Source organism: Achromobacter sp. HNDS-1 (genome assembly GCF_040084795.1).
GTDB classification, from domain to species: Bacteria; Pseudomonadota; Gammaproteobacteria; order Burkholderiales; family Burkholderiaceae_B; genus Achromobacter; species Achromobacter ruhlandii.
In genome coordinates this window covers 5,260,681-5,285,849 of record NZ_CP157584.1, presented here as the reverse complement: position 1 = coordinate 5,285,849, position 25,169 = coordinate 5,260,681, and the positions used below count along the sequence as shown (strand labels likewise).

Sequence of the window (25,169 nt, the reverse complement as noted above, 5' to 3'; positions counted from 1 at the left end):
GCCGCATGGACAATACCACCGCCATCCAGAAATCCGCCGTATCGCGGCCCGGCCTGCTCACCCGTCTGTGGCTGCGGGTGCGCGGCGTCTTCATCCACATCTTCGACCGCCTGCTCGACGGCGCCGAAAAAGGCAAGCCGCAGGCGCGCACCGACTATGTCGGCAACGCCGAATGGGTGATCCACGAGTCGCAGGCGCGTGGCGCCCGCGTGCTGCTGTGGACCAGCCTGCTGGCCGTCTTCCTGCTGCTGCTGTGGGCCGCCTTCGGCTATATCGACGAAGTCGTGCGCGGCGAGGGCAAGGTCGTGCCGTCGCGCCAGGTGCAGATCATCCAGAGCCTGGACGGCGGCATCGTCGAGGAAATCCTGGTCAAGCCCGGCCAGGAGGTCGAGGCCGGCCAGGTCCTGCTGAAGATCGATTCCACCCGCTTCGCCTCGTCGCTGGGCGAAAACAATGCCGAATACCTGTCGCTGCTGGCCAAGTCCGCGCGCCTGAAGGCGCTGGCCACCGGCGAACCGTTCGTGGCGCCCGAGGAAGTGCTGACCCAGGCGCCGGGATTGGTCGAGATGGAACGCAACGCCTGGCAGGCGCGCACCACGGAACTGAACGCCACCGTCAACGTAGCCCGCGAACAGCTCAAGCAACGCCAGGAAGAACTGCGCGAGACCATCGCCAAGCGCGACCAGGCCTCGGCCAGCTGCGGCCTGACCTCGCGCGAACTGCAGGTGACCCGGCCGCTGCTCAAGAGCGGCGCGGTGTCCGAGGTGGACCTGTTGCGCCTGCAGCGCGACGTGGCCCGCTACTGCGGCGAACAGAAAGGCGCCGAGGCCCAGATCGACCGGATCCAGGCATCGATCAAGGAAGCCCAGAGCAAGCTCGAGGAATCCGAGCTGAACATCCGCAACCAGGCCCGCAACGAACTGTCCGAAACCAACACCAAGCTGGCCACGCTGCGCGAGGGCAAGCTGGCCCTGGCCGACCGGGTCAAGCTGGCGGAAGTGCGCGCCCCGGTGCGCGGCACGGTCAAGACGCTGTTCAACAATACCGTGGGCGGCGTGGTGCAGCCGGGCAAGGACATCATCGAGATCGTGCCCAAGGACGACACCCTGCTGCTGGAAGTGCGCATCCTGCCGCGCGACATCGGTTTCCTGCACGCCGACCAGAAGGCCGAGGTCAAGTTCACCGCCTACGACTTCGCCATCTACGGCGGGCTGGAAGGCAAGGTCGAACAGATCGGCGCCGACACGGTGACCGACGAGAAAGGCAATTCCTATTACGTGGTGCGGGTCCGCACGGACCGCAGCACGGTGGGCGACAAGAACCTGCCCATCATTCCCGGGATGGTGGCCGAAGTCCACATCCTGACCGGCAAGCGCACCGTGTTGCAGTACCTGCTCAAGCCGGTGCTGCGCGCGAAGGCCAACGCCTTTACCGAGCGTTAGAGGAGAGCGAGAAGGCGTTATGAAATCCGTTCCCGTCCTGTTGATTACGCACGACGACCTGTTGTGGCAGCACTGGCGCGCGCTGGATCCGGCGCGCTGGCTCGCCGCCCGCGGGCGCGGTCTGGCCGACCTGCAGCGCTGGCGCGAGCAGGGCCGCGCCCTGGCGGTGCTGGATACCGACCTGCCGCGTCTGCCGTCCTGGCAGGATCCCGCCTGGCATGCCCAGTTCTCCGGACTGCAGGTGGTGGTGGCCAGCCCCAGCCCCAACGACGAACAAGGCACTCAGGCCCTGGGCGCCGGCGCGTTGGGTTATTGCCACAGTTACGCCCCGGCCACCGCCCTGGCGCAGGCCCTGGAAGTGGTAGCCTCCGGCGGCATCTGGATGGGGCGCTCGCTGGTCACGCGCCTGCTCCGGCTGGTGACGGAGCGGGCCCAGGATTCCCGCTCCTGGGACAACGGCCTGCTGACCGAACGCGAGATCACCGTGGCGCGCTATGCCGCCAGCGGCCAATCCAATGCCCAGATCGCCGACGCGCTCGGCATCACCGAGCGCACCGTCAAGGCGCATCTGTCGGCCGTCTTCGACAAACTCGAAGTGACCGACCGGCTGCAGCTGGCGCTGCGGGTGCACGGCATTTCGGCGCCGGCCGACGCCCGCGGCAAAATCCTTTCCTGAACCTGTCCTTGAGGACAATACCGCCGCGCCGCGGCTCCCTCTAGTATCTGGCCATCTTGGATAACTCCCTGAAACGGAACCAACATGGCCAACTCCTCCCCCGCCGTCGTCACTGAAATCACCGGTCGCGCCTGGATACGCAACAGCGATGGCTCGCTGACCGAACTGCATCAGGGCAGCAACGTGCCCGCCGGCAGCGACGTCGTCACGGCATCGGGCGCCAGCGTGGCGCTGCAGGTGGAGAATGGCATGCCGATCGTGATCGGCGAAGGCCGCGAGGTGGCCGTCACCGGCGACATGGCCGGCCCGCTGGCCGATCCTACCGAAGCCGCGGTGGCGCCGCCCAAGGGCACCGATTCCGACCGCCTGCTGGCGGCCCTGCAGGCCGGCCAGGATCCGTTCGAAGTGCTGGATCCGACCGCCGCGACGCTGACGGGCGGCGGCGGTGACGACGGCGGCGGCAGCTTCGTGCGCCTGGCCCGCATCCTGGAAACCACCAGCCCGCTGGACCTGGCCTATCCCAACCCGGGCCGGGGCGCCGACGCGATCGACCGCGCTTCCAGCGGCGCGGGCGGCGACGGTGGCGCCGCGGGCGACAACAATAACGCGCCCCTGGCCGTCAATGACACCGCCCGCACCGACGAAAAGAGCGTCGTGCGCGGCAACCTGCTGGTCAACGACAGCGATCCCGACGGCGATCCGCTGACCCTGGTCTCGATCAGCGGCCGCCCGATGAGCCCGGGCGGCGTCAGCGTCACCGGTTCCAACGGCGGCACCTTCACCGTGCTGCCGGACGGCAGCTACACCTTCGTTCCCGGCAACAGCTTCCAGCATCTGCCCGAAGGCCAGACGGCTACCACCACGATCACCTACGTCGTCACCGACCCGAGCGGCGCCACCTCCACCGCCACCGTGGAAGTGACCGTGGTCGGCGTCAATGACCCGGCCCAGATCACCGCCGCCCAGCCGGGCGACGATGCCGGCACCGTGGTCGAGGACGAAAAGTCCACCGCCAACGGCAAGCTCAACGTGGTCGACGCCGACGACGGTCAATCCTTCTTCGTGGCCGTGGCGGACCGCCCGGGCGTGTACGGCACCTTCTCGATCGACGCCAACGGCAACTGGGTCTACAACCTGAACCAGACCGACGCGCGCGTACAGTCGCTGGCCGTGGGCGAGAAGCTGACCGAGACCTTCACCGTCACCACCGCCGATGGCACCACTGGCACGGTCACCATCACCATCAACGGCACCAACGACGCCCCGACCATCAGCGGCGAAGCCGCCGGCGCCGTCAAGGAAGACGGCACGCAGGAAGTGACGGGCCAACTGACCAAGGCCGACGTCGACACCAGCGACACGCACACCTGGTCCGCCAACGACGGCGGCAAGGGTCAGTACGGCACCCTCACGGTCGACCAGAACGGCAAGTGGACCTACGTGCTGGACAACGGCAGCGACAAGGTGCAGGCCCTGGCCGAAGGCCAGCAGGTGACCGACACCATCACGGTTACCGTCGACGACGGCCACGGCGGCAAGGCCACCCAGGTCATCACGGTCACCGTCACCGGCACCAACGACGCGCCGACCATCAGCGGCACCACCATCGGCGAAATCCGCGAGGACGACACCAGCGACACCGTGTCCGGCCAGTTGACCCAGCACGACGTCGACACCAACGACACGCACACCTGGACCGTCAACGACGGCGGCAAGGGCCAGTACGGCTCGTTCACGGTGGATGGCACCGGCAAGTGGACCTACACGCTGGACAATGGCAGCGACAAGGTCCAGGCCCTCAAGGACGGCGAGACGGTCACCGACACCATCACCGTCACGGTTGACGACGGCCACGGCGGCACCGCCACCGAAACCATCACGGTCACCATCACCGGCACCAACGACGCCGCCGTCATCACCCCGAGCAAGCCGGGCGACGACGCGGGCAACGTCGAGGAAGACGGCAACCTGACCACCGGCGGCAAGCTGGACGTGACCGACAAGGACGCGGGCGAAGCCACCTTCAACCCGCAGACCGACGCCAAGGGCGAGCACGGCAAGTTCTCCATCGACGCCAACGGCAACTGGAAGTACGAGCTCGACAACAACGATCCCAAGGTCCAGGCCCTGGCCGTGGGCGAAAAGCTGGTCGAGACCTTCACCGTCACCACCGCCGACGGCACCTCCAGCACCATCACCGTCACCATCGACGGCACCAACGACGATCCGAAGCTCAGCGGCAAGACCGACGGCGCCGTGACCGAGGATGGCGCCACCACCGCCACCGGCAAGCTCGACGTCAGCGACGTCGACACCAGCGACAAGCACACCTGGACCGTCAGCAACGATGGCAAGGGCCAGTACGGCACCTTCACCGTCGACCAGAGCGGCAACTGGAAGTTCGAACTGGACAACGCCAGCGACAAGGTCCAGGCCCTGAAGGACGGCGAAAAGGTCACCGACACCATCACCGTCACGGTTGACGACGGCCACGGCGGAACGGCGACCAAAACCATCACGGTCACCATCACCGGCACCAACGACGCCGCCGTCATCACCCCGAGCAAGCCGGGCGACGACGCAGGCACGGTCCAGGAAGACGGCAACCTGACCACCGGCGGCAAGCTGGACGTGACCGACAAGGACGCGGGCGAAGCCACCTTCAACCCGCAGACCGACGCCAAGGGCGAGCACGGCAAGTTCTCCATCGACGCCAACGGCAACTGGAAGTACGAGCTCGACAACAACGATCCCAAGGTCCAGGCCCTGGCCGTGGGCGAGAAGCTGGTCGAGACCTTCACCGTCACCACCGCCGACGGCACCTCCAGCACCATCACCGTCACCATCGACGGCACCAACGACGATCCGAAGCTCAGCGGCAAGACCGATGGCGCCGTGACCGAGGATGGCACCGCCACCGCCACCGGCAAGCTCGACGTGACCGACGTCGACGCCAGCGACAAGCACACCTGGACCGTCAGCAACGATGGCAAGGGCCAGTACGGCACCTTCACCGTCGACCAGAGCGGCAACTGGAAGTTCGAACTGGACAACGCCAGCGACAAGGTCCAGGCCCTGAAGGACGGCGAGAAGGTCACCGACACCATCACCGTGACCGTCGACGACGGCAACGGCGGAACCGCGACCAAGACCATCACGGTCATCATCACCGGCACCAACGACGCCGCCGTCATCACCCCGAGCAAGCCGGGCGACGACGCGGGCACGGTCCAGGAAGACGGCAACCTGACCACCGGCGGCAAGCTGGACGTGACCGACAAGGACGCGGGCGAAGCCACCTTCAACCCGCAGACCGACGCCAAGGGCGAGCACGGCAAGTTCTCCATCGACGCCAACGGCAACTGGAAGTACGAGCTCGACAACAACGATCCCAAGGTCCAGGCCCTGGCCGTGGGCGAGAAGCTGGTCGAGACCTTCACCGTCACCACCGCCGACGGCACCTCCAGCACCATCACCGTCACCATCGACGGCACCAACGACGATCCGAAGCTCAGCGGCAAGACCGATGGCGCCGTGACCGAGGATGGCACCACCACCGCCACCGGCAAGCTCGACGTCAGCGACGTCGACGCCAGCGACACGCACACCTGGACCGTCAGCAACGATGGCAAGGGCCAGTACGGCACCTTCACCGTCGACCAGAGCGGCAACTGGAAGTTCGAGCTGGACAATGGCAGCGACAAGGTCCAGGCCCTCAAGGACGGCGAGACGGTCACCGACACCATCACCGTCACGGTTGACGACGGCCACGGCGGCACCGCCACCGAAACCATCACGGTCACCATCACCGGCACCAACGACGCCGCCGTCATCACCCCGAGCAAGCCGGGCGACGACGCCGGCACGGTCCAGGAAGACGGCAACCTGACCACCGGCGGCAAGCTGGACGTGACCGACAAGGACGCGGGCGAAGCCACCTTCAACCCGCAGACCGACGCCAAGGGCGAGCACGGCAAGTTCTCCATCGACGCCAACGGCAACTGGAAGTACGAGCTCGACAACAACGACCCCAAGGTCCAGGCCCTGGCCGTGGGCGAAAAGCTGGTCGAGACCTTCACCGTCACCACCGCCGACGGCACCTCCAGCACCATCACCGTCACCATCGACGGCACCAACGACGATCCGAAGCTCAGCGGCAAGACCGACGGCGCCGTGACCGAGGATGGCGCCACCACCGCCACCGGCAAGCTCGACGTCAGCGACGTCGACACCAGCGACAAGCACACCTGGACCGTCAGCAACGATGGCAAGGGCCAGTACGGCACCTTCACCGTCGACCAGAGCGGCAACTGGAAGTTCGAACTGGACAACGCCAGCGACAAGGTCCAGGCCCTGAAGGACGGCGAAAAGGTCACCGACACCATCACCGTGACCGTCGACGACGGCCACGGCGGAACCGCGACCAAGACCATCACGGTCACCATCACCGGCACCAACGACGCCGCCGTCATCACCCCGAGCAAGCCGGGCGACGACGCGGGCACGGTCCAGGAAGACAAGGTCTACACGGCCAACGGCAAGCTCGATGTCGCCGACAAGGATGCCGGCGAAGCCAAGTTCACGCCGCAGACCGACGCCGCCGGCAAGTACGGCACGTTCTCGATCGATGCCAACGGCAACTGGACCTTCAAGCTCGACAACGACGCCAAGGCCGTCCAGCAGCTGGGCGCCAAGGAAAGCCTGACCGAGACCTTCACCGTCACCACCGCCGATGGCACCACCGGGCAGGTCGTGATCACCATCAACGGCACCAACGACGCGCCGACCATCACCGGCGCGGCCGCCGGCAACGTCGAGGAAGACGGCGCCAAGGAAGTCTCCGGCCAACTGACCCAGCACGACGTCGACGTCAACGACAAGCACACCTGGTCGCTGAACAACGATGGCAAGGGCCAGTACGGCTCGTTCACCATCGACGCCAGTGGCAAGTGGACCTACACGCTGGACAACGACAGCGCCAAGGTCCAGGCCCTGGCCGAAGGCCAGAAGGTCACCGACACCATCACCGTAACCGTCGACGACGGCAACGGCGGCAAGGCGACCCAGGTCGTCACCGTGACGGTCACCGGCACCAACGATGCCCCCACCATCACCGGCACGGCCACCGGCCAGATCAAGGAAGGCAGCAACCAGGAAGTCACTGGCCAGCTGACCCAGCATGACGTCGACACCAACGACACGCACACGTGGTCGCTGAACAACGACGGCAAGGGTCAGTACGGCACCTTCTCGCTCGACCAGAATGGCAAGTGGACCTATAAGCTCGACAACGCCAACCCGGACGTCAAGGCGCTCAAGGACGGCGAGCACCTGACCGACACCATCACCGTGACCGTCGATGACGGCCATGGCGGCACGGCCACGCAGGTGATCACCATCACCGTCGATGGCACCAGCGACGGCGCCATCATCACCCCGAGCAAGCCGGGTGATGACGCGGGCACGGTCCAGGAAGACAAGGTCTACACGGCCAGCGGCAAGCTCGACGTCACCGACCCCGACGCCGGCGAAGCCGTATTCCGTCCGCAGACCGACTTCGTGGGCAAGTACGGCACGTTCTCGATCGACGCCAACGGCAACTGGACCTTCAAGCTCGACAACGACGCCAAGGCCGTCCAGCAGCTGGGCGCCAAGGAGCACCTGACCGAGACGTTCACCGTCACCACCGCCGACGGCACCACCGGCAAGGTCACCATCACCATCAACGGCACCAACGACGCCCCGACCATCAGCGGCGCGGCCACCGGCGCCGTCAAGGAAGATGGCACGACCACCGCGTCCGGCCAACTGACCCAGACCGACGTCGACGTCAACGACAAGCACACCTGGTCCGTCAACAACGACGGCAAGGGCCAGTACGGCACCTTCACCGTCGACCAGAACGGCAAGTGGACCTACGTGCTGGACAACGACAGCGCCAAGGTCCAGGCCCTGACCGAAGGCCAGAAGGTCACCGACACCATCACCGTGACCGTCGACGACGGCAACGGCGGAACCGCGACCAAGACCATCACCGTCGACATCACCGGCACCAACGATGCCGCCGTCATCACCCCCAGCAAGCCGGGCGATGACGCCGGCACGGTCCAGGAAGACAAGATCTACACGGCCAACGGCAAGCTCGATGTCACCGACAAGGACGCCGGCCAGGCCACCTTCCAGCCGCAGACCGACTTCGCCGGCAAGTACGGCACATTCTCGATCGACGCCAACGGCAACTGGACCTTCAAGCTCGACAACGACGCCAAGGCCGTCCAGCAGCTGGGCGCCAAGGAGCACCTGACCGAGACGTTCACCGTCACCACCGCCGACGGCACCACCGGCAAGGTCACCATCACCATCAACGGCACCAACGACGCCCCGACCATCAGCGGCGCGGCCACCGGCGCCGTCAAGGAAGATGGCACGACCACCGCGTCCGGCCAGCTGACCCAGACCGACGTCGACGTCAACGACAAGCACACCTGGTCCGTCAACAACGACGGCAAGGGCCAGTACGGCACCTTCACCGTCGACCAGAGCGGCAAGTGGACCTACGTGCTGGACAACGACAGCGCCAAGGTCCAGGCCCTGACCGAAGGCCAGAAGGTCACCGACACCATCACCGTAACCGTCGACGACGGCAACGGCGGAACCGCGACCAAGACCATCACCGTCGACATCACCGGCACCAACGATGCCGCCGTCATCACCCCCAGCAAGCCGGGCGATGACGCCGGCACGGTCCAGGAAGACAAGATCTACACAGCCAACGGCAAGCTCGATGTCGCCGACAAGGACGCCGGCCAGGCCACCTTCCAGCCGCAGACCGACTTCGCCGGCAAGTACGGCACGTTCTCGATCGACGCCAACGGCAACTGGACCTTCAAGCTCGACAACGACGCCAAGGCCGTCCAGCAGCTGGGCGCCAAGGAACACCTGACCGAGACGTTCACCGTCACCACCGCCGACGGCACCACCGGCAAGGTCACCATCACCATCAACGGCACCAACGACGCCCCGACCATCAGCGGCGCGGCCACCGGCGCCGTCAAGGAAGACGGCACCCAGACGGTGACGGGCCAGCTGGCCAAGGCCGACGTCGACGTCAACGACAAGCACACCTGGTCGCTGAATAATGACGGCAAGGGCCAGTACGGCACCTTCACGCTCGACCAGAGCGGCAAGTGGACCTACGTGCTGGACAACAACAGCGCCAAGGTCCAGGCCCTGGCCGAAGGCCAGAAGGCCACCGACTCCATCACGGTAACGGTGGACGACGGCAACGGCGGCAAGGCCACCCAGGTCATCACCATCGACATCACCGGCACCAACGACGCCCCGACCATCGGCGGCACGGCCACTGGCGCGGTCAAGGAAGACGGTACGCTGGTCACGACCGGCCAGTTGACCAAGACCGATGTCGACACCAACGACACCCACACCTGGTCCGTCAGCAACGAGGGCAAGGGCCAGTACGGCACTTTCACCGTCGATCAGAACGGCAAGTGGACCTACACGCTGGACAACGCCAGCACCAAGGTGCAGGCGCTGAAGGAAGGCGAAACCGTTACCGACACCATCAAGGTCACGGTGGATGACGGCCATGGCGGCACCGCGTTCAAGGAAATCACGGTCACCGTCACCGGCACCAATGACATCGCCAAGATCACCGGCCAGTCCACCGGCGCCGTGATCGAGGACAAGACGCTGGTGACCTCCGGCAAGCTGACGGTCTCGGATGCCGACGCCGGCCAGAGCACGCTGGTCGCCCAAGCCAACGTGGCGGGCAAGTACGGCACGTTCTCGATCGACGCCAACGGCAACTGGACTTACACGCTGAACAACAGCCTGAAGGCCGTCCAGGACCTGCCCGCCGGCGCCGTGCTGAAAGAGAGCTTCGAGGTCGTCTCGGCCGACGGCTCCGCCAAGCAAGTGATAACGGTCGACGTGATCGGCACCAACGACGCGCCGGTGGCCGCCGACAACGCCACCACCGTGGACGCGGGCGGCAACCACACCTTCACCGCCGCCGAGTTCAACTTCAATGACGGCGCCGAAGGCAACCAGCTCGACAGCGTCATCATCACGCGCCTGCCGACCGACGGCACGCTGACGCTGAATGGCCAGGCGGTCTCGATCAACACCGTGGTCTCGGCCGCGGACATCGCCGCGGGCAAGCTGGTCTACACGCCGTCGGCGGCCGGCCAGGACACCTCGTTTGGCTTCCAGGTGCGGGACAACGGTGGCACCGCCAACGGTGGCAAGGACACCTCGGGCGACTACAACTTCGCCATCAAGACCAACAACTTCATCTCGGGCGACAACGACGGCAGCGGCACGGGCACCAAACCGCCCATCAACGGCGGCAGCGGCGACGACGTCATCCTTGGCGACAAGGGTGGCACGGTCACCACGGTCGAGCCGGGCAAGAACTACAACATCGCGATCGTGGTGGACACGTCGGGCAGTATGTCGGAAGCCTCCGGCACCAAGGGCCTGACGCGCATGCAGCTGACCATCGACGCGCTCAAGAACCTGGCTAACACCCTCAAGGGCCATGACGGTATCGTCAACGTGGCGCTGATCGGCTTCGAATCGACGGCCAGCACCAAGTACACGATCAACGGCTTGAACGCGAGCAACGTCGGCGACCTCATCAAGGCCATCGAGAAGCTCAGCGCCAGCGGCGGCACCAACTACGAAGGCGCGTTCGACGAAGCCGTGAAGTGGTTCAACAAGCAGCCTACCTCGTCCAACGGCCAGGCCTTCGAGAACGTCACGTACTTCCTGACGGACGGCGATCCGACCTTCAGCAACCGTGGCAGCAACGGCGACTGGTGGTCGGGCGGCAGCACCACGAACTACTACGACATGAAGGACGCCGTCGACAAGTTCAAGGGCCTGAGCGGCAAGAGCACCGTGCACGCCATCGGCATCGGCACGGGGGTCAACGAGGCCTACCTGAAGTTCTTTGACAACTCGAGCACGACTGGCACCGGTACGGTCAAGATCGAGGGCACCAACATCACCGGCGCTGTCGGCCAGCCGCAGATCGTCAACACCGCCAAGGACCTGGCCGCCGCGCTGCAGGGCGGCTCGTCCAGCACCGATCCGGCTGCTGTCGGCAACGACATCATCAACGGTGGTGCCGGTAATGACATCATCTTCGGCGACACGCTCAACACCGATGGCAACGTGCTGAACTGGGCCTCGGTGGGCGGCCGCCCCGCCGATCTGGCGCAGGGCTCGGGCCTGAAGGCGCTGCAGGTGTTCCTGGAAATGCGCGACGGACACGCGCCGACCAGCGGCGACCTGTACCAGTACATCAAGGACCACCACGCCGACTTCAACCTCGCCGACGACCCGCGCGGCGGCGATGACACGATCCACGGCGGCACCGGCGACGACATCATCTACGGCCAGGGCGGCAACGACACCCTGTATGGCGATGATGGCAACGACATCATTTACGGTGGCGCCGGCGACGACAAGCTGTACGGCGGCGACGGCAATGACGTACTGCACGGGGGGTCGGGCAACGACGTGCTGGAAGGCGGCAACGGCAACGACCTGCTGATCGGCGGCAAGGGCGACGACACGCTGATCGGCGGCGCCGGCAGCGATACCTTCAAGTGGGAACTGGGCGACCAGGGCACCACCGCCAAGCCGGCTGTCGACACGATCAAGGACTTCTCGCTGGACAAGCCGGCCGATGGCGGCGACATCCTGGACCTGAAGGACCTGCTGGTTGGCGAGAAGGACGGCACGCTGACCCAGTACCTGAACTTCCACAAGGAAGGCAACAACACGGTCATCGACGTCAACACCCAGGGCAAGCTCGGTGCCCAGGGCGCGGACCAGAAGATCGTGCTGGAGAACGTCGACCTGACGCAGGGCGGCCAGCTGAACAACCAGGCCATCATCAATGACCTGTTGCAGAAGGGCAAACTGAACGTCGACCACAGCTAAGCAGTCCCCGGACAGGGCCGCGCAACGGCCCTGTCCGGTCGAACAAGGCAGGACCAGCGCGGCACGCGGACGACGTGCGCGGGATTTTTTCCGGATGTCGACTGGATCACCCGGAAAAATGTGAAAATCCGTTTCATGCGATCAACCCGCCGTTTCCGCGCCACGCTGAATCTGTGCCGACTGGTTTTGCTCTGCCTGGCTTGCGGCTGGGGCGGCAGTTCCGCCCTGGAGGTCAACGCCGACAAGTTGCAAAGCCTGTCGGCCAGCCGCTATGGCGCCAAGGGCGCCAAGGCGGTGTCGAATTGGCTGCAATTGCTGCGCGCCACGCCCCCCGCGCTGGAAAAGGACCGGCTGGTGGTGGCGAACGATTTCTGGAACCGCGCGCTGCTGTCGGGCGACGACATCACGATCTGGGGCAAGGACGACTACTGGGCCACGCCGCTCGAATCGCTGGGCAAGGGCGCGGGCGATTGCGAAGACTACGTCATCGGCAAGTATTTCACCCTGCTGTCGATGGGCGTGCCGGCCAGCAAGCTGCGCTTCATCTATGTCCGCGCGCGGGTGGGCGGCCCGGCCAGCAGCAGCCAGATCGCCCACATGGTGCTGGGCTACTACGAAACACCCAATGCAGTACCGCTGGTGCTGGACAGCCTGGTCTCGACCATCCTGCCGGCGTCGCAACGGCGCGACCTGACGCCGGTCTTCAGCTTCAATGCCGACGGCGTCTACGTCGACGGCAAACCCGCCGCACCGGTTGACCGCCTCAGCCGCTGGCGCGATCTACTCCAACGCATGGAACGGGAAGGCATACGCCCCTGACGTCCGGAACCACAAGACTATGTCCATACTTCGACAGCTCCTGCTCAGCGTCACCCTCGCGATCGGCGTCATCCTGCTGGGCACCCTGGCGCTCAGCGTCAACGCCGCCCGCGAATACCTGTCGGGCCAATTGCAGGTGCAGGCCACCGACGCCGCCGTGTCGCTGGCGCTGTCGTTGTCGCAGCCGGCCAACAACGACCCGGTGGTGCAGGAGCTGCTGGTGTCGGCGCTGTACGACGGCGGCCACTTCTCGCTGGTGCGCCTGGCCGATCCGGAAGGCAAGGTGCTGATCGAACGCCAATCGACCGCCACCGCCGCCTCGGTGCCCGCCTGGTTCCGCGCCCTGGCGCCGCTGGACGCGCGCTCGGCCTCGCACGCCGTCAGCGACGGCTGGCGCCAGATCGGCGAGGTGACGCTGGTGGCCAACGACGCCTACGCCTGGGAAGCCCTGTGGCGCAGCAGCCTGCGCATGATCGCGCTGGTGCTGGGCGCGGGCCTGATATGGGCGCTGTTCGCCTTCGCGCTGGTCGGCTGGATCAAGAACCGGCTGCTGCGCGAGGTCAGCGACCACGTCCGCAGCATCGGCCAGGACACGCCGCCGCGGCAGATGGAAGCGCGCGTGCCGGAACTGTCCGACGTGGTGCAGGCGCTCAACCAGACCCGCGAACGCGTCTACGCCAGCGCCGAGGAACAGAACGCCAAGATCGAATCCCTGGAGCTGGAGCTGAACCAGGACCCGGTCACCCGCCTGCCCAACCGCAAGTACTTCGTCAACGAATTCCGCCGCGCGCTCGAAACCGGCCCGGCCGCCGGTCACGCACCGGCCCGCGCCGGCACGGACGGCGGCCATGTGCTGGTGTTCCGCCAGCGCGACCTGGCCGACCTGAACCGCCACATGCCGCGCGAGTTCATCGACCAGTGGCTGCGCGCCGCCTGCGAACGCATCCAGGCCTCGCTCAAGTCGCTGCACGTGGCCGATCCGCTGCTGGCGCGCCTGAACGGTTCCGATTTCGCCCTGCTGCTGCCGGGCTGCGCGGCGCCGCAGGCGATGATGATCGCCGAACAACTGCGCGCCGACCTGCACGCCTCGCGCATTCCGGTCGGCGAGGGCCACCTGTGCCGCTGGGCCCAGGCCATGGCCGACTATAGCCGCGGCAACCAGGCCGGCCCCGTGCTGTCACGACTGGACTTCGGCCTGATGCGGGCCGAGAGCGCCGGCAACGACCAGGTCGTGATCGCGGGCGCCGCCGACGCGCAATCGCCCTCCGAATCCGGCGAGCGCGCCTGGAAGGACGCGATCCTGTCGGCGCTGGAAGACCACCGCTTCGAGCTGGCCACCGAGCCGCTGCGCGACGCCGCCGGCGTTCCCATCCGTACCGAGGCGATGCTGATGCTGCGCACCGCCGCCGACCAGGCGCCGATTCCCGCCACTCTGTTCATTCCGCCCGCGGTGCGGCTCGACCTGGTGGCCGACTGCGACCTGCAGGCCGTGAGCCTGGGGTTGGACTGGCTGGCCGCCCACGACGGCGAGCTGACCCTGCGCGTCGCCCTGCCCTCGCTGCGCGGCCAGAAATATTTCCGGCAGCTGGCGCTGCTGCTGACCGAACGCAAGGCACTGGCGCGGCGCCTGTTCCTGGAAATCGATGCCCACGGGCTGGTCGAGTGTCACGAGCAGATCGCCACGCTGGCCCGGGTGGCGTCGGAATTCGGCGCCCATATCGGCGTGCGCCGCCTGGCGCAGCAGTTCGGCGCGGTGGCGCAACTGCACACGCTGCCGCTGTCCTACGTGAAACTGGGCGGCGGCTTCATCGGCGGCATGTCGCAAAGCCCCGGCAGCCAGCAATTGACCGCATCTGTGCTGGAAACCGCGCGCAAGCTCGATATCGCGGTCTACGCGGAAGACGTGCCGGACAGCGAAACGCGCCGCATCCTGGCCGACCTGGGCATCAGCGTGATGCGCGGCCCGGGCGTGAAACTGCCGGCCTGAGGCCGGCAGTCTTCGAATCGGCAGGAGGGGCTTGCGGCAGTCCCGCTGCGGGGGATCCCGCGCCTGAAGGGGGCCGGCGGTCCAGACGTTGCGCCCGCCCCGCCTGGCGGCGCGCTAGCGCGCCGCGCCGGCCTTGGATTGCTGGTACAGCGGCAGCACCTGCTGGGCCGCGCCCTGCAGGTCGGTGATGCGCGAGGCCGCCGACGGATGGGTCGACAGGATCTCGGGCGGGGCGCTGCCATTGTCGGCGGCGCCCATCTTCTGCCATAGCGTGACCGCGGCGCGCGGATCGAAACCCGCGCGCGCGGCCAGCTCGACGCCCATGCGGTCGGCCTCGGTTTCATGCGTGCGGCTGTTGGGCAGCGTGAACATCACGTCGCTGAGCTTGCCGCCCAGGTCCGACGCGGCGCTCGACCCCGTGGCGATGGACAACACCTGCAAGCCGAGGTTGGTGGCCATCTGCTGCGACACGCGCTCGCGCGCATGTTCGCGCAAGGCATGGGAGATCTCATGGCCCAGCACCGCCGCCAGCTCGTCGTCAGTGGGCTTGATCTTGTTGATCAGGCCGGTATAGACGGCGATCTTGCCCCCCGGCATGCACCAGGCGTTGACCTCGTCGCTGGTCAGCACGTGCACTTCCCACTTCCACGCGGACGCGTCGGGGCGGAACACGCCGGTCTGCGCGATCAGGCGCTGCGAAATGGCGCGCACCCGCGCCACCTGCTGCGCGTCGCGATCCAGCAGGTTCTTGGCCTGCGCCTGCTTGATGATATCGGCGTATTGCTGGTTCGCCTCCTGCTCCAGGGCCTGCGACGGCACCATGCTGGACATGTACTGGGTGCGATTGACGCCGATGGCGCCGGACTGGGTGGTGTTCATCCCGGTGCACCCCGCCAGGGCCACCAGGGACAGCGCGGCCGCCATGCGGCGCAACGGATAACGGTTCAGGCTCATGCCAGCCTCCTACAACGGTCAGGAACGATGGAATCCGGCCTCAGCCCGGCTCGCCGCACTGGCCGCGATGGCGCAGCGCGTGGTCGATCAGCACCAGGGCCAGCATGGCCTCGGCGATGGGCGTGGCGCGGATGCCGACACAGGGATCGTGACGGCCCAGCGTCTGCACCATGACGGGTTCGTTGGCGCGGTTGACCGAGCGGCGCTCGACCCGGATGCTGGAGGTGGGCTTGATGGCCAGCGAAACCGTGACCGGCTGGCCGGTCGAAATGCCGCCCAGCACGCCGCCGGCGTGGTTGGTCAGGAAGCCATCGGGCGTGATCTCGTCGCCATGCTCGGAGCCGCGCTGCGCGATGCAATCGAAGCCGGCGCCGATCGAGACGCCCTTGACCGCGTTCAGGCCCATCATCACGTGGGCGATGTCGGCATCCAGGCGATCATAAATGGGCTCGCCCCACCCGGCCGGCAGGTTCTCGGCCACCACCTCGATGCGCGCGCCGACCGAATCGCCATCGCGCCGCAGCTGGTCCATATAGGCTTCCAGTTCGGGCACGACCTCGGCGTTGGGCGCGTAGAACGGATTGTTCGGCACTTCATCCCAAGACACGAACGGAATCGCGATGGGGCCCAGCTGGCTCATGTAGCCGCGCACCTTCACGCCGTACTGCTCGGCCAGCCACTTCTTGGCCACGGCGCCGGCGGCCACCGTGGGCGCCGTCAGGCGCGCCGACGAACGGCCGCCGCCGCGCGGATCGCGCAGGCCGAACTTGCGCCAGTAGGCGTAGTCGGCATGGCCCGGCCGGAAGGTGTCGGTGATGTTGGAGTAGTCCTTGCTGCGCGCATCGGTGTTGCGGATCAGCAGGCCGATGGGCGTGCCCGTGGTCAGGCCCTCGTAGACGCCCGACAGGATTTCGACCTGGTCCGCTTCCTGGCGCTGGGTGACGTGGCGCGACGTGCCAGGGCGGCGGCGGTCCAGTTCGCGCTGGATGTCGGCCGCTTCCAGGGGCATGCCCGGCGGGCAGCCATCGATGACGCAACCGATGGCCGGCCCGTGGGATTCGCCAAAATTCGTGACGGTGAACAGAGTACCGAGGGTATTGCCGGGCATAGGAAGTCAACAGTGGGTTTGCAAGCAACCCAGATTATGACACCGCCGACGCCAAAGCCTGAATTTCCGCGGCCGGCGCCGGGCGTCCCAGCAGGAAGCCCTGCATCACGCGGCAGCCCAGCGACTTGAGGATCTCGCGTTGACCTTCGGTTTCGACGCCCTCGGCCACCACCGGCAGGTGCATCGCCTGACACAGTCCGAAAAGCGCCGACACCACCTCGCGGCTGCCGGCGTCGGATTCAAGCGCGGAAATGAAGCTGCGGTCGATCTTGACCCAATCGATGGGCAGGTGTCGCAGGTGGTTCAGGCTGGAGTAGCCGCAACCGAAGTCATCCAGCGCCACGCCGATGCCCTTGGCCCGCAGCGTGTTCAAGATCTTCACGTGGCGCTCGTAGTGCAGGATGAAAAGCGACTCGGTGATCTCCAGCACCAGCTTGCGCGGCGCCAGCTTGGTCGTGGCCAGCACGTCGGAAACCAGCTGCACCAGGCCGTCCTCGTTCATCTGCTTGACCGACAGATTCACGTGCACGCGCCAGGCTGGCGGCCACAGCGCGGCCTGCGAGCAGGCGCGCTCCAGGATCCAGGCGCCCAGCGGCACGATCAGGCCGCTGCGCTCGGCCAGCTCGATGGTCACGGCCGGAGACACACTGCCCAGTTCGGGGTGGTGCCAGCGCAGCAGGGCCTCGCAGCCCTGCACCACACCGGTGCCGCTGTCGCACACCGGCTGGTAGTACAGCTCGAACTGGTCCATCGACGCGGTGGTCAGCGCCAGCCGCAGGTCGTTTTCCAACCCCTGCTGGTCGCGCTGGCGCGCCAGCATGCGGAAATCGAACATGTTCCAGCCCGGTCCGCCGCGCTCCTTGAGGGGCACCATGGCGACCTGCACGCAGCGCTGCAGTTCTTCCACGCTGCGACCGTGGTCTGGATACAACGCCGCCCCCACGCGAAACACCGCGATCAGGGGTCGGCCACCCAGTTCATAGGGCACGGACAAGTCTTCAAGCAGCTTGGCGGACACCTGCGCGGCGCCCTGCTCGTCCACGTCGGGAATGCATACGGTGAAGGCATCGGTGCCGGTGCGGGCCACCATGCCGCCCAGCGCACGGGTCACGAGGCTGAGCCGGTCGGCCACCATCACCAGCAGGGTCTGGTCCTCGCCGGCGCGCAGCATCGCGCTGATCTCGGCGTACTGGTCGAAACTGACCAGGAAGAACGCGCCGATGCCGCGGGTGCCAGGGCGAGTGCGCGCGATGCCGAGGGATTCCCGGTCTTCCGGGGCCGGTCCGCGGGGTCCGAACACCCCCCGGCCCGACTGCCGTTCGGCCTGGTTCAGCCATGCGCGGGCGCGACGCTGCAGCTCCCGCTGGCTCAGGACGCCGGTCAATTCGTCACGCGTCAGCCGGCCGCGCAGGACGCGTTCCCGGCGGACGAAAAACAAACATATCGCTGCAAGTGCGCCCGCGAGCGTCAGGCACAGTGCGAGCAGGTAACTCTCACGCACGGAGCCCCCTATCTAGAAACCCTTGGCGTTGCGGTCCGGAAAGAAACCCAAGGGCTGTAACATTTTTTAAATTATGCATTATTTTCGCAAAAAAACGCCACACTTCAGGAGCAACGCGCTCCCTTTCCTTCGATTCCTGCCCTGATCTGGTTGCTCGCGAGGGGTCATGACGGTCCTTGGATAGCAGTCGCTGGCCGGTCCTTTGCGCCATGCCGTGTTCTTACTACGACAGCCTGAACCGGAAAATTAATACGGCCTGTCTCAATAGTTATCATCCGGGCAATTATCACGATCGAAATAATTGCACAGGCTGTCTGATATCGCAGGTCATTTCGTAATATTCTGTATGTTCTGTGACATGCCGAATTACAGCGCAGGCGACGACACTGAGGTATTAGTAACGTGTGTCACGTTTCTTATCCAGCCTTTTTCGCTTACGGGCGCTTGCGCTGCCTGATGTTCCCCCTTTCACTGGCATGCCGGCCTGGCGCGGCACCGGCAACAATACGGGCCACGAAGGGAATCCCTGACCCATGTTCACACTACGCCGGCTGATCCTCTGTACCGCTCTCCTGATTGCCTTCATCCTGCTCGGCGCGCAGGCCCTGGGGATGCTGGCCGCCCACCGCTATCTGAATTCGCAACTGGCCCAGCAGGGTCAGGCCGGCGCCAGCGCGCTGGCCTGGGCCTTGTCGCACAACCCCGACGGCGCGCGCGACCCGCGCAAGCTGGCCGATGACCTGTTCGGCGCCGGCATGTACACCCTGGTGCGCATTGCCGGAGAAAACGGGGACACACAAATCGAGCGCCGCGATCCGGCGGCCGGACAAACCGAGGCCGCGCGCGACTGGCGCCCCGCCTGGCTGGGGCTCGAAGCGCCTGCGGCGACCCGGCCGTATGTCGGCACGGATGGCCGGCGCCTGGGTACCGTCACGGTCCAGGCCGATGCCCGGCTGGCGCGCGAGACGCTCTGGCAAGGCGGGGTCCGGGTCATCGGCCTGACGCTGGCCGCCGGTGTTTTCTGGCTCTTGTTCGCCACCAATCTGTTGCGCTGGATCGAAACGCGGGCCTCCCGGGATTTCTGCGAACGGGTACGCGCGCTGGCGCCGGGCGCCGCGGGCGCGTCCGGCCGCGCCGGTGAACTGGCGGACGTGGACCAGGCCTTGGTCGACGCCCAGCGCCAGGTCGCCGCGACCGTGCAGGAGCAGAACGCCCGCATCGAATCGCTGCAAAGCGAGATCCAGCGCGACGCCGTCACCCGCCTGCCGAACCGCAAGTTCTTCATCGACCACTTCCGCCAGGCGCTGGCCAGCCAGGAGCCCGAGGCCGGCGGCCATCTCCTGATGTTCCGCCAGCGCGACCTGGCCCAGATCAACCGCCACCTGTCGCGCGCCTTTACCGACCAGTGGCTGCGCTCATCGTCCGACCGCCTGCGCAAGCTGGTCGACGGTAGCGGCGACCCGCACATGACGCTGGCGCGCATCGGCGGCTCGGACTTCGCACTGCTGATGCCGCGCACCTCGGCCCCCCAGGCCGGCATGCTGGCCGAACGCGTGCGACGCGAACTGCGCTCCTTGCGGGTGCCGATGGACAAGCAGGGCTGGTGCCGCTGGGCGCTGGCGATGACCGCGTTCACGCCGGGCGACAACATGAGCGACACACTGGCGCGGCTGGACCACGCCCTGATGTGCGCGGAAAGCGCCGACGACGACCAGATCGCGCCGGCCAGCCAGGCGGCCGACAGCACGCGCATCGGTGAATACAGCTGGCACGATGCCCTGGCCACCGCGCTGGAGCAGCATCGGTTCTCGCTCTCGACCCAGCCCTTGGCCGATGTCGCGGGCGCCCTGCTGCACTACGAAGCCAGCCTGACCCTGCACGACACCAGCGGCGCCGATCCCGTGCCGGCCGCCATCTTCATGCCGCCGGCGGTGCGCCTGGGGCTCTCGGCCGAATGCGACATCCAGGCGGTCCGCCTCGGGCTGGACTGGCTGTACACCCACCCCGACGCGCTGGCGGTCCATATCTCGCAAGCCTCGCTGGCCCAGGGCGCTTTCCTGTCGCGGCTGGAACGCATGCTGGCCGATCGGCCGGCCCTGGCCAGCCGCCTGATCATCGAGGTGGACGCGGCCGCCCTGATGGAACACGGCGCCGACATGGACCAGTTGTGCCAGACCGTCACCGCCGCCGGCGGCCGCGTCGGCCTGTCGCGCCTGTCGCAACAGTTCGGCGCGATGGAACACCTGCACGCCTACCCCCTGTCATACGTGAAACTGTGCGGCAGCTTCATCACCGGCATCGCGCACAGCCCTGGCAGCCAGCACCTGGCCGCGACCGTCGTGGCCACCGCCGCTTCGCTCGGCATGGCGGTGTACGCCGAAGACGTGCCCGACGATGCCGCGCGTTCCATCCTGGAGAAAATCGGTGTCCACGCGCTTCGCGGCGCTGGCGTAAACTTCGCCCGCGCACACGACCTTGCGCCTGACCAACAGTGGATTTCTCGTTGACGGAAGGATTGCTTCTTCACCTCCCCGATCTGCAGATCGGCCTGGCCGCCGGCACCGCCCTGGCTTGCGCGGTAGCCTGCGCGATCAGCTGGCTCTATACCCGCGCGCCGATCTACGGCGCCGGCCTGGCCTTCGTCCTGGTGGAGGGCGTGCTGCGCGCCCAGTCCGCGCTGTTTCCCGCCGGCGCGTTGCAGGCGGGCTCCTACGCCGCCCTGCTGGCCCTGTCCATTCCCCTGATCGCCGGCCGCCCGGCCGCCGCGCGCCTGGCGATGGCGTGTCGCTGGGCCGGCATCGCGCTGACCGGCCTGGCGGCGCTGGCGCTGATCTTCGTCTACGACGCCAGCGGCCGCCTGATGCCAACGCTGGTCGCCGGCGCCGGCGCCGCCGCCAGCGCGGTACTGGCGGTATGGTTCCTGGCCGCCGCCGCCGGCCCCATGCCGCGCCGAGCCGCCGCCTTGGCCCTGGGCGCGGCGCACCTGGCATCGGTCTGGATCCTGGGCCATGACGCCTGGTCCGCGCCGGGCGATGGCGCGCTGGCGGCGCCGCTGGCGCGGCTGCTGCTGGTACTGGCCGCTCTCCTGCTGGCCGGGTTGGAACCGCGCTCGCGGCAGGCAGCCACGCAGCGGAATGCCAACGATGCCGAGCAATGGGTCGAAGGGGAATTGCGACTGGTGGAAATGGCTGGCGCCCTCGATACCCAGCGCCAGATGAATGCCCTGATCTCGCACGAACTGCGCGCGCCGCTGGCCACGATCAGCGCGGCGGCCCAGTCGCTCGACATGATTTTGTCGGGCAGCGGCGAAACCGTGGACAGCCGCCTGGCGCGCATTCACCGTTCGGTCAGCCGGATGACCGAACTGATGGAACAACTGCTGAACCAGGACCGACTGGGCGAGCAAGCCTGGACGCCGCGGGCCGAACTGACCGACATGACCGAGCTGGCCCGCGACGCCGTCGCCGCCATGCAGCCCGACACCGCCCACGCGCTGCGGCTGCAAGCGGGCAGCGGCTCGCTGCCGGTCTATTGCGACCGCGCGCTCACGGGTGTGGTGGTGCGCAACCTGATCCACAACGCGGTCAAGTATTCACCGGCCAGCGAACCGATCCGCATCGAGACCGGCCACGCCGAAGCAAACGGCGCGCCGATGGCGTGGGTGGCGGTCACGGATCGTGGCCCGGGCATCGGCCCGGAAGAGCAGGCCCGCATCTTCGAACCGCGCTTCCGGCGCGCGGCGCACCGCGAAACGCAAGGCATGGGAATCGGGCTGTACCTGGCCCGCCGCATCTGCCAGAGCCAGGGCGGCTCGCTCACGATGCAGAGCGAAGTGGGCGTGGGCACGCGCTTCGTCATCACCCTGCCCGCCCGGCCCCCCGAGCCGGATACGCCCGCTCAGGCGGCGAAGGATCAGGCGGCGAACACGTAGCCCTGGCCGCGCACGGACAGCACGGGCAGTTTCAGGCCCGCGCTCTGCGCCTTGGCGCGCAGGCGGCTGACCAGCACGTCGATGCGGCGCAACTCGAAACCGCCCGGGCTGTCGGGCAGGAACAGCTCGGCCAGCGCCTGGCGGCTGACCGCGGAACCGGCCGCGTCCATCAGGGCCACCAGGAACGTGCGTTCCTGGGCGCTCAGGTGCAGCGAGGCGCCATCGGGGGCCACCAGGATCCAGCCACCATCCTGCAGCGACCACGACGTGTCGGCGGCCGCGCGCGTCTCGGCGTCGGCCGGTCGCGGCGACTTGGCCAGGCGCATGCGCCGCGCCAGGCTGCGAATTACCGAACTGAGTTCAAGCAGGTCGACCGGCTTGGTCATGTAGACATCGGCGCCGCCTTCCAGGCCGCGCACCCGGTCTTCGAGCGCGCTGCGCCCGGTCAGCATGACAATGCCGACCGGACTGAGCGCGCGCAGGCGCGTCGCCACCGAAAAACCGTCTTCTCCCGGAAGATGGGCATCGAGAATGACGATATCGCAAGGTTGTTCCTGCAAGCGGCGGTAGAACGCCGCGGCATTGTCACAGGCGAACGCCACACGGAAACCGTACCCGCCCAGGCCCAACGCCAACTCCTCCCGGAAGTCCGCGTCATCCTCAAGCAGGCCGATACACAGCAAACCATCTGCGCCAGGCATATTCAGAGTGCTTTTATATTGAAAATTGTCGACAAATGCCCCAGTGACAGGCATGCCACCTGAGTGTCCCGCAGGCGACAATCTTACGACTTTTACAATGGAAACGAATGATTGCAGAGAAAAAAACCGCGATTTTTCGTCTCATTGCGCCAATTTTCCTTGCCTTCCCCGCTCAAAATGCCGTTTTGTCGCCAAAAAACGCGCAAAACGAACATCAAGACGAACAGCTGACTTCGATGCCATTGGCCCAGTCCGGCGGCAGGCCGGCATACTTTTCGTAGCCGTCTCGCGCTGTGAAGGGATCGCGCAACAACATCATCAAGGTGTCGATTTCGCTGGCGTCGCCGGCCTTGGCGGCACGGATCGCCTCTTCGGCCAAGTGGTTGCGCAATACATATAGGGGGTTGACGCGGTTCATGGACGTAGCCACCTCGGTCGCCGGGCGCCCGTCCTCGGCCTGGCGCGCCAGCAGACGGTCGAGCCAGTCCGAAGCGGCGCCGCGATCGATGAACAGGTCCTGGAACGGCGCGCGCCGGCCCAGCGCCGCGTCCGCCAGCCGCCGCCAGGTCAGGGTGAAATCCGCCTGATTGGCATCCATCAGCTTGAGCAGATCGTCCAGTAGCGGCTCGTCCGCCGGCCGCCATGCGGCCAGGCCCAGCTTGGCCCCCATGCGGTCATGGAAGGCGCGGGTGAAGACGCCTTCGAACTCATCGAGCACCGCGCGCAAGGCATCCACGTCCTGGACCAGGGTGTGCAGGCTGCCCCCCAGCCGATACAGATTCCATAGCGCCACCGACGGCTGGCGATCCCAGGAATACCGGCCTTCGGAATCCGAATGGTTGCAGACATGGCCGAGCCGGAAACCGTCCATGAAGCCATAGGGGCCGTAGTCCAGGGTCAGGCCGAGGATGGACATGTTGTCCGTGTTCATGACGCCGTGGCAGAAGCCCACCGCCTGCCAGTCCGCCATCAGCAAGGCGGTGCGCCGGGTGACCTCGCGCAGCAGGCGCACGTAGGGCGCGGCGTCGCTGTGCGCCTCGCCGGCGGGCGCGGCCCGGCATTCGGGGTAGTAGCGGTCGATGACATAGTCGGCCAGCGTCTTGAGCAGGTCCGGCTGGCGTCGCGAGGACCAATGCTCGAACGACCCGAAGCGCACGAAACTGGGCGACATGCGGGTCACGATGGCGGCGGTTTCCACGGTTTCGCGCCACACCGGATCCTCCGACGCCACCAGCGCCAGGGCGCGCGTGGTGGGGATGCCCAGGCCGTGCATGGCCTCGCTGGCCAGGTATTCGCGCACTGACGAGCGCAGCACCGCGCGGCCATCGCCCATGCGCGAATACGGCGTCAGGCCGGAGCCCTTGAGCTGCAGCTCCCAGGCGCCGGACGGCCCCTCGACCTCGCCCAGCAGATGGGCACGGCCGTCACCCAACTGTCCTGCCCAGACTCCGAACTGGTGGCCGCTATACACGGCAGCCAGGCTGTCGCCGCCCGGCAGCGGCTCCGCCCCGGAAAACACCCGCAGGAATTCCGGCGTCCGCAGCACGGCCGGATCCAACCCGATCAGCGCGGCCGCCTCGGCATTGGCATGCAGCAGCCGCGGGTTGTTCAGCGGTTGCGGCGCAAGCCGCGTATGGAACGCGGCCGGCAGCGCCGCGAACGAGTTGACGGCATGCAGTTCGGACAGGGAATGGGCGCTCATGCGCGTTGGCTCCTGGCGGCCCGCTTGGCCGGCCGCACGTAGAAAATGGCGCTGACGAAGAACAGCGTCGACAGCAGGATCTCGCCCCACGCCATCAGCACCGACAGCGGCGCCGGATCCGACATGGCCCGCACCACGCCCTCCATCAGGTAGAGCAGCGACAGCATCGATGCCCACTGATACGTATAGAGGTTGCCGCGCACAATGCCGCGCAGCGGCAGCACCAGCGGCAAGGCCTTGAGCAGCATCCAGGAACCGCCCGGACGCAGCGGCGCCACCACGGTTTCCCAAGTGACGCACAGCACGATCAGGGCGAACAGCGACACCGAGGCCGCCAGGCGCAAGCGGGGGTTGAGTTCAGGGTTCATGCTGCTAT

Annotated in this window: 13 protein-coding genes; 7 read left to right on the top strand and 6 right to left on the bottom strand. The window is 66.9% G+C overall.

Annotated features, from left to right (window positions below; translation table 11 throughout):
• The first annotated feature begins 5 nt into the window (after positions 1 to 5).
• The 5 genes from ABFG95_RS24400 (at position 6) to ABFG95_RS24380 (ending at position 14,896) form a co-directional block, all read left to right on the top strand.
• Positions 6 to 1,442 carry an HlyD family type I secretion periplasmic adaptor subunit gene (locus tag ABFG95_RS24400; RefSeq protein ID WP_348994985.1) on the top strand — a complete coding sequence of 479 codons (1,437 nt, stop codon included), beginning with the start codon at positions 6 to 8 and terminating at the stop codon, positions 1,440 to 1,442.
• A gap of 19 nt (positions 1,443 to 1,461) precedes the next feature.
• Positions 1,462 to 2,118 (top strand): response regulator transcription factor, encoded by a 657-nt coding sequence (locus ABFG95_RS24395; protein WP_049075102.1) that lies wholly within the window; start codon positions 1,462 to 1,464, stop codon positions 2,116 to 2,118.
• 84 nt (positions 2,119 to 2,202) lie between these two features.
• Positions 2,203 to 12,090 (top strand): retention module-containing protein, encoded by a 9,888-nt coding sequence (locus tag ABFG95_RS24390; RefSeq protein WP_348994984.1) that lies wholly within the window; start codon positions 2,203 to 2,205, stop codon positions 12,088 to 12,090.
• Positions 12,091 to 12,225: 135 nt separating this feature from the next.
• Entirely contained in the window at positions 12,226 to 12,909 is a 684-nt protein-coding gene (locus tag ABFG95_RS24385) for a transglutaminase-like cysteine peptidase (RefSeq protein WP_100503775.1), read from the top strand.
• Positions 12,910 to 12,928: 19 nt separating this feature from the next.
• Positions 12,929 to 14,896, top strand: a complete 1,968-nt coding sequence (locus ABFG95_RS24380) for a LapD/MoxY N-terminal periplasmic domain-containing protein (protein WP_059269755.1) — start codon at positions 12,929 to 12,931, stop codon at positions 14,894 to 14,896.
• 114 nt (positions 14,897 to 15,010) lie between these two features.
• On the opposite strand, the gene ABFG95_RS24375 is transcribed toward ABFG95_RS24380, so the two are convergent.
• From ABFG95_RS24375 to ABFG95_RS24365, 3 genes are read right to left on the bottom strand one after another with little or no spacing between them, the layout of a single operon-like run.
• The gene (locus tag ABFG95_RS24375; RefSeq protein WP_054417772.1) at positions 15,011 to 15,850 is read right to left on the bottom strand and encodes a M48 family metallopeptidase; all 840 of its coding nucleotides are present in this window, start codon (positions 15,848 to 15,850) and stop codon (positions 15,011 to 15,013) included.
• A gap of 40 nt (positions 15,851 to 15,890) precedes the next feature.
• Entirely contained in the window at positions 15,891 to 16,958 is a 1,068-nt protein-coding gene (gene aroC / locus ABFG95_RS24370) for a chorismate synthase (RefSeq protein ID WP_049075116.1), read from the bottom strand.
• A 34-nt stretch (positions 16,959 to 16,992) separates the two neighbouring features.
• On the bottom strand, positions 16,993 to 18,396 hold the full coding sequence (locus tag ABFG95_RS24365; protein ID WP_231891729.1) for a GGDEF domain-containing phosphodiesterase: 1,404 nt from the start codon (positions 18,394 to 18,396) through the stop codon (positions 16,993 to 16,995).
• 596 nt (positions 18,397 to 18,992) lie between these two features.
• Between ABFG95_RS24365 and ABFG95_RS24360 the strand changes: the two genes are divergently transcribed.
• Both ABFG95_RS24360 and ABFG95_RS24355 read left to right on the top strand, forming a co-directional pair.
• A complete protein-coding gene (locus tag ABFG95_RS24360; protein WP_348994983.1) occupies positions 18,993 to 20,966 on the top strand; it encodes an EAL domain-containing protein in 1,974 nt (657 codons plus the stop codon).
• A gap of 8 nt (positions 20,967 to 20,974) precedes the next feature.
• A complete protein-coding gene (locus ABFG95_RS24355) occupies positions 20,975 to 22,390 on the top strand; it encodes a HAMP domain-containing sensor histidine kinase (protein WP_336730962.1) in 1,416 nt (471 codons plus the stop codon).
• Here the strand turns inward: ABFG95_RS24355 and ABFG95_RS24350 are convergent.
• The 3 genes from ABFG95_RS24350 to ABFG95_RS24340 form a co-directional block, all read right to left on the bottom strand.
• On the bottom strand, positions 22,372 to 23,091 hold the full coding sequence (locus ABFG95_RS24350) for a response regulator transcription factor (RefSeq protein WP_049075123.1): 720 nt from the start codon (positions 23,089 to 23,091) through the stop codon (positions 22,372 to 22,374). The genes ABFG95_RS24355 and ABFG95_RS24350 overlap by 19 nt on opposite strands.
• Before the next feature lie 214 nt (positions 23,092 to 23,305).
• Positions 23,306 to 24,793 carry a protein adenylyltransferase SelO gene (locus tag ABFG95_RS24345; RefSeq protein WP_238909656.1) on the bottom strand — a complete coding sequence of 496 codons (1,488 nt, stop codon included), beginning with the start codon at positions 24,791 to 24,793 and terminating at the stop codon, positions 23,306 to 23,308.
• Entirely contained in the window at positions 24,790 to 25,161 is a 372-nt protein-coding gene (locus ABFG95_RS24340; protein WP_049075127.1) for a DUF2069 domain-containing protein, read from the bottom strand. The genes ABFG95_RS24345 and ABFG95_RS24340 overlap by 4 nt, the downstream gene beginning before the upstream one ends.
• Positions 25,162 to 25,169 lie beyond the last annotated feature (8 nt).

What these genes read in the sequence shown, in the direction of transcription:
- ABFG95_RS24390 (WP_348994984.1), top strand. Translation starts at nt 2,203, where the DNA reads ATGGCCAACTCCTCCCCCGCCGTCGTCACTGAAATCACCGGTCGCGCC.
- ABFG95_RS24340 (WP_049075127.1), bottom strand. Translation starts at nt 25,161, where the DNA reads ATGAACCCTGAACTCAACCCCCGCTTGCGCCTGGCGGCCTCGGTGTCG.
- ABFG95_RS24345 (WP_238909656.1), bottom strand. Translation starts at nt 24,793, where the DNA reads ATGAGCGCCCATTCCCTGTCCGAACTGCATGCCGTCAACTCGTTCGCG.
- ABFG95_RS24385 (WP_100503775.1), top strand. Translation starts at nt 12,226, where the DNA reads ATGCGATCAACCCGCCGTTTCCGCGCCACGCTGAATCTGTGCCGACTG.
- ABFG95_RS24380 (WP_059269755.1), top strand. Translation starts at nt 12,929, where the DNA reads ATGTCCATACTTCGACAGCTCCTGCTCAGCGTCACCCTCGCGATCGGC.
- ABFG95_RS24400 (WP_348994985.1), top strand. Translation starts at nt 6, where the DNA reads ATGGACAATACCACCGCCATCCAGAAATCCGCCGTATCGCGGCCCGGC.
- aroC (WP_049075116.1), bottom strand. Translation starts at nt 16,958, where the DNA reads ATGCCCGGCAATACCCTCGGTACTCTGTTCACCGTCACGAATTTTGGC.
- ABFG95_RS24350 (WP_049075123.1), bottom strand. Translation starts at nt 23,091, where the DNA reads ATGCCTGGCGCAGATGGTTTGCTGTGTATCGGCCTGCTTGAGGATGAC.
- ABFG95_RS24375 (WP_054417772.1), bottom strand. Translation starts at nt 15,850, where the DNA reads ATGAGCCTGAACCGTTATCCGTTGCGCCGCATGGCGGCCGCGCTGTCC.
- ABFG95_RS24395 (WP_049075102.1), top strand. Translation starts at nt 1,462, where the DNA reads ATGAAATCCGTTCCCGTCCTGTTGATTACGCACGACGACCTGTTGTGG.
- ABFG95_RS24360 (WP_348994983.1), top strand. Translation starts at nt 18,993, where the DNA reads ATGTTCACACTACGCCGGCTGATCCTCTGTACCGCTCTCCTGATTGCC.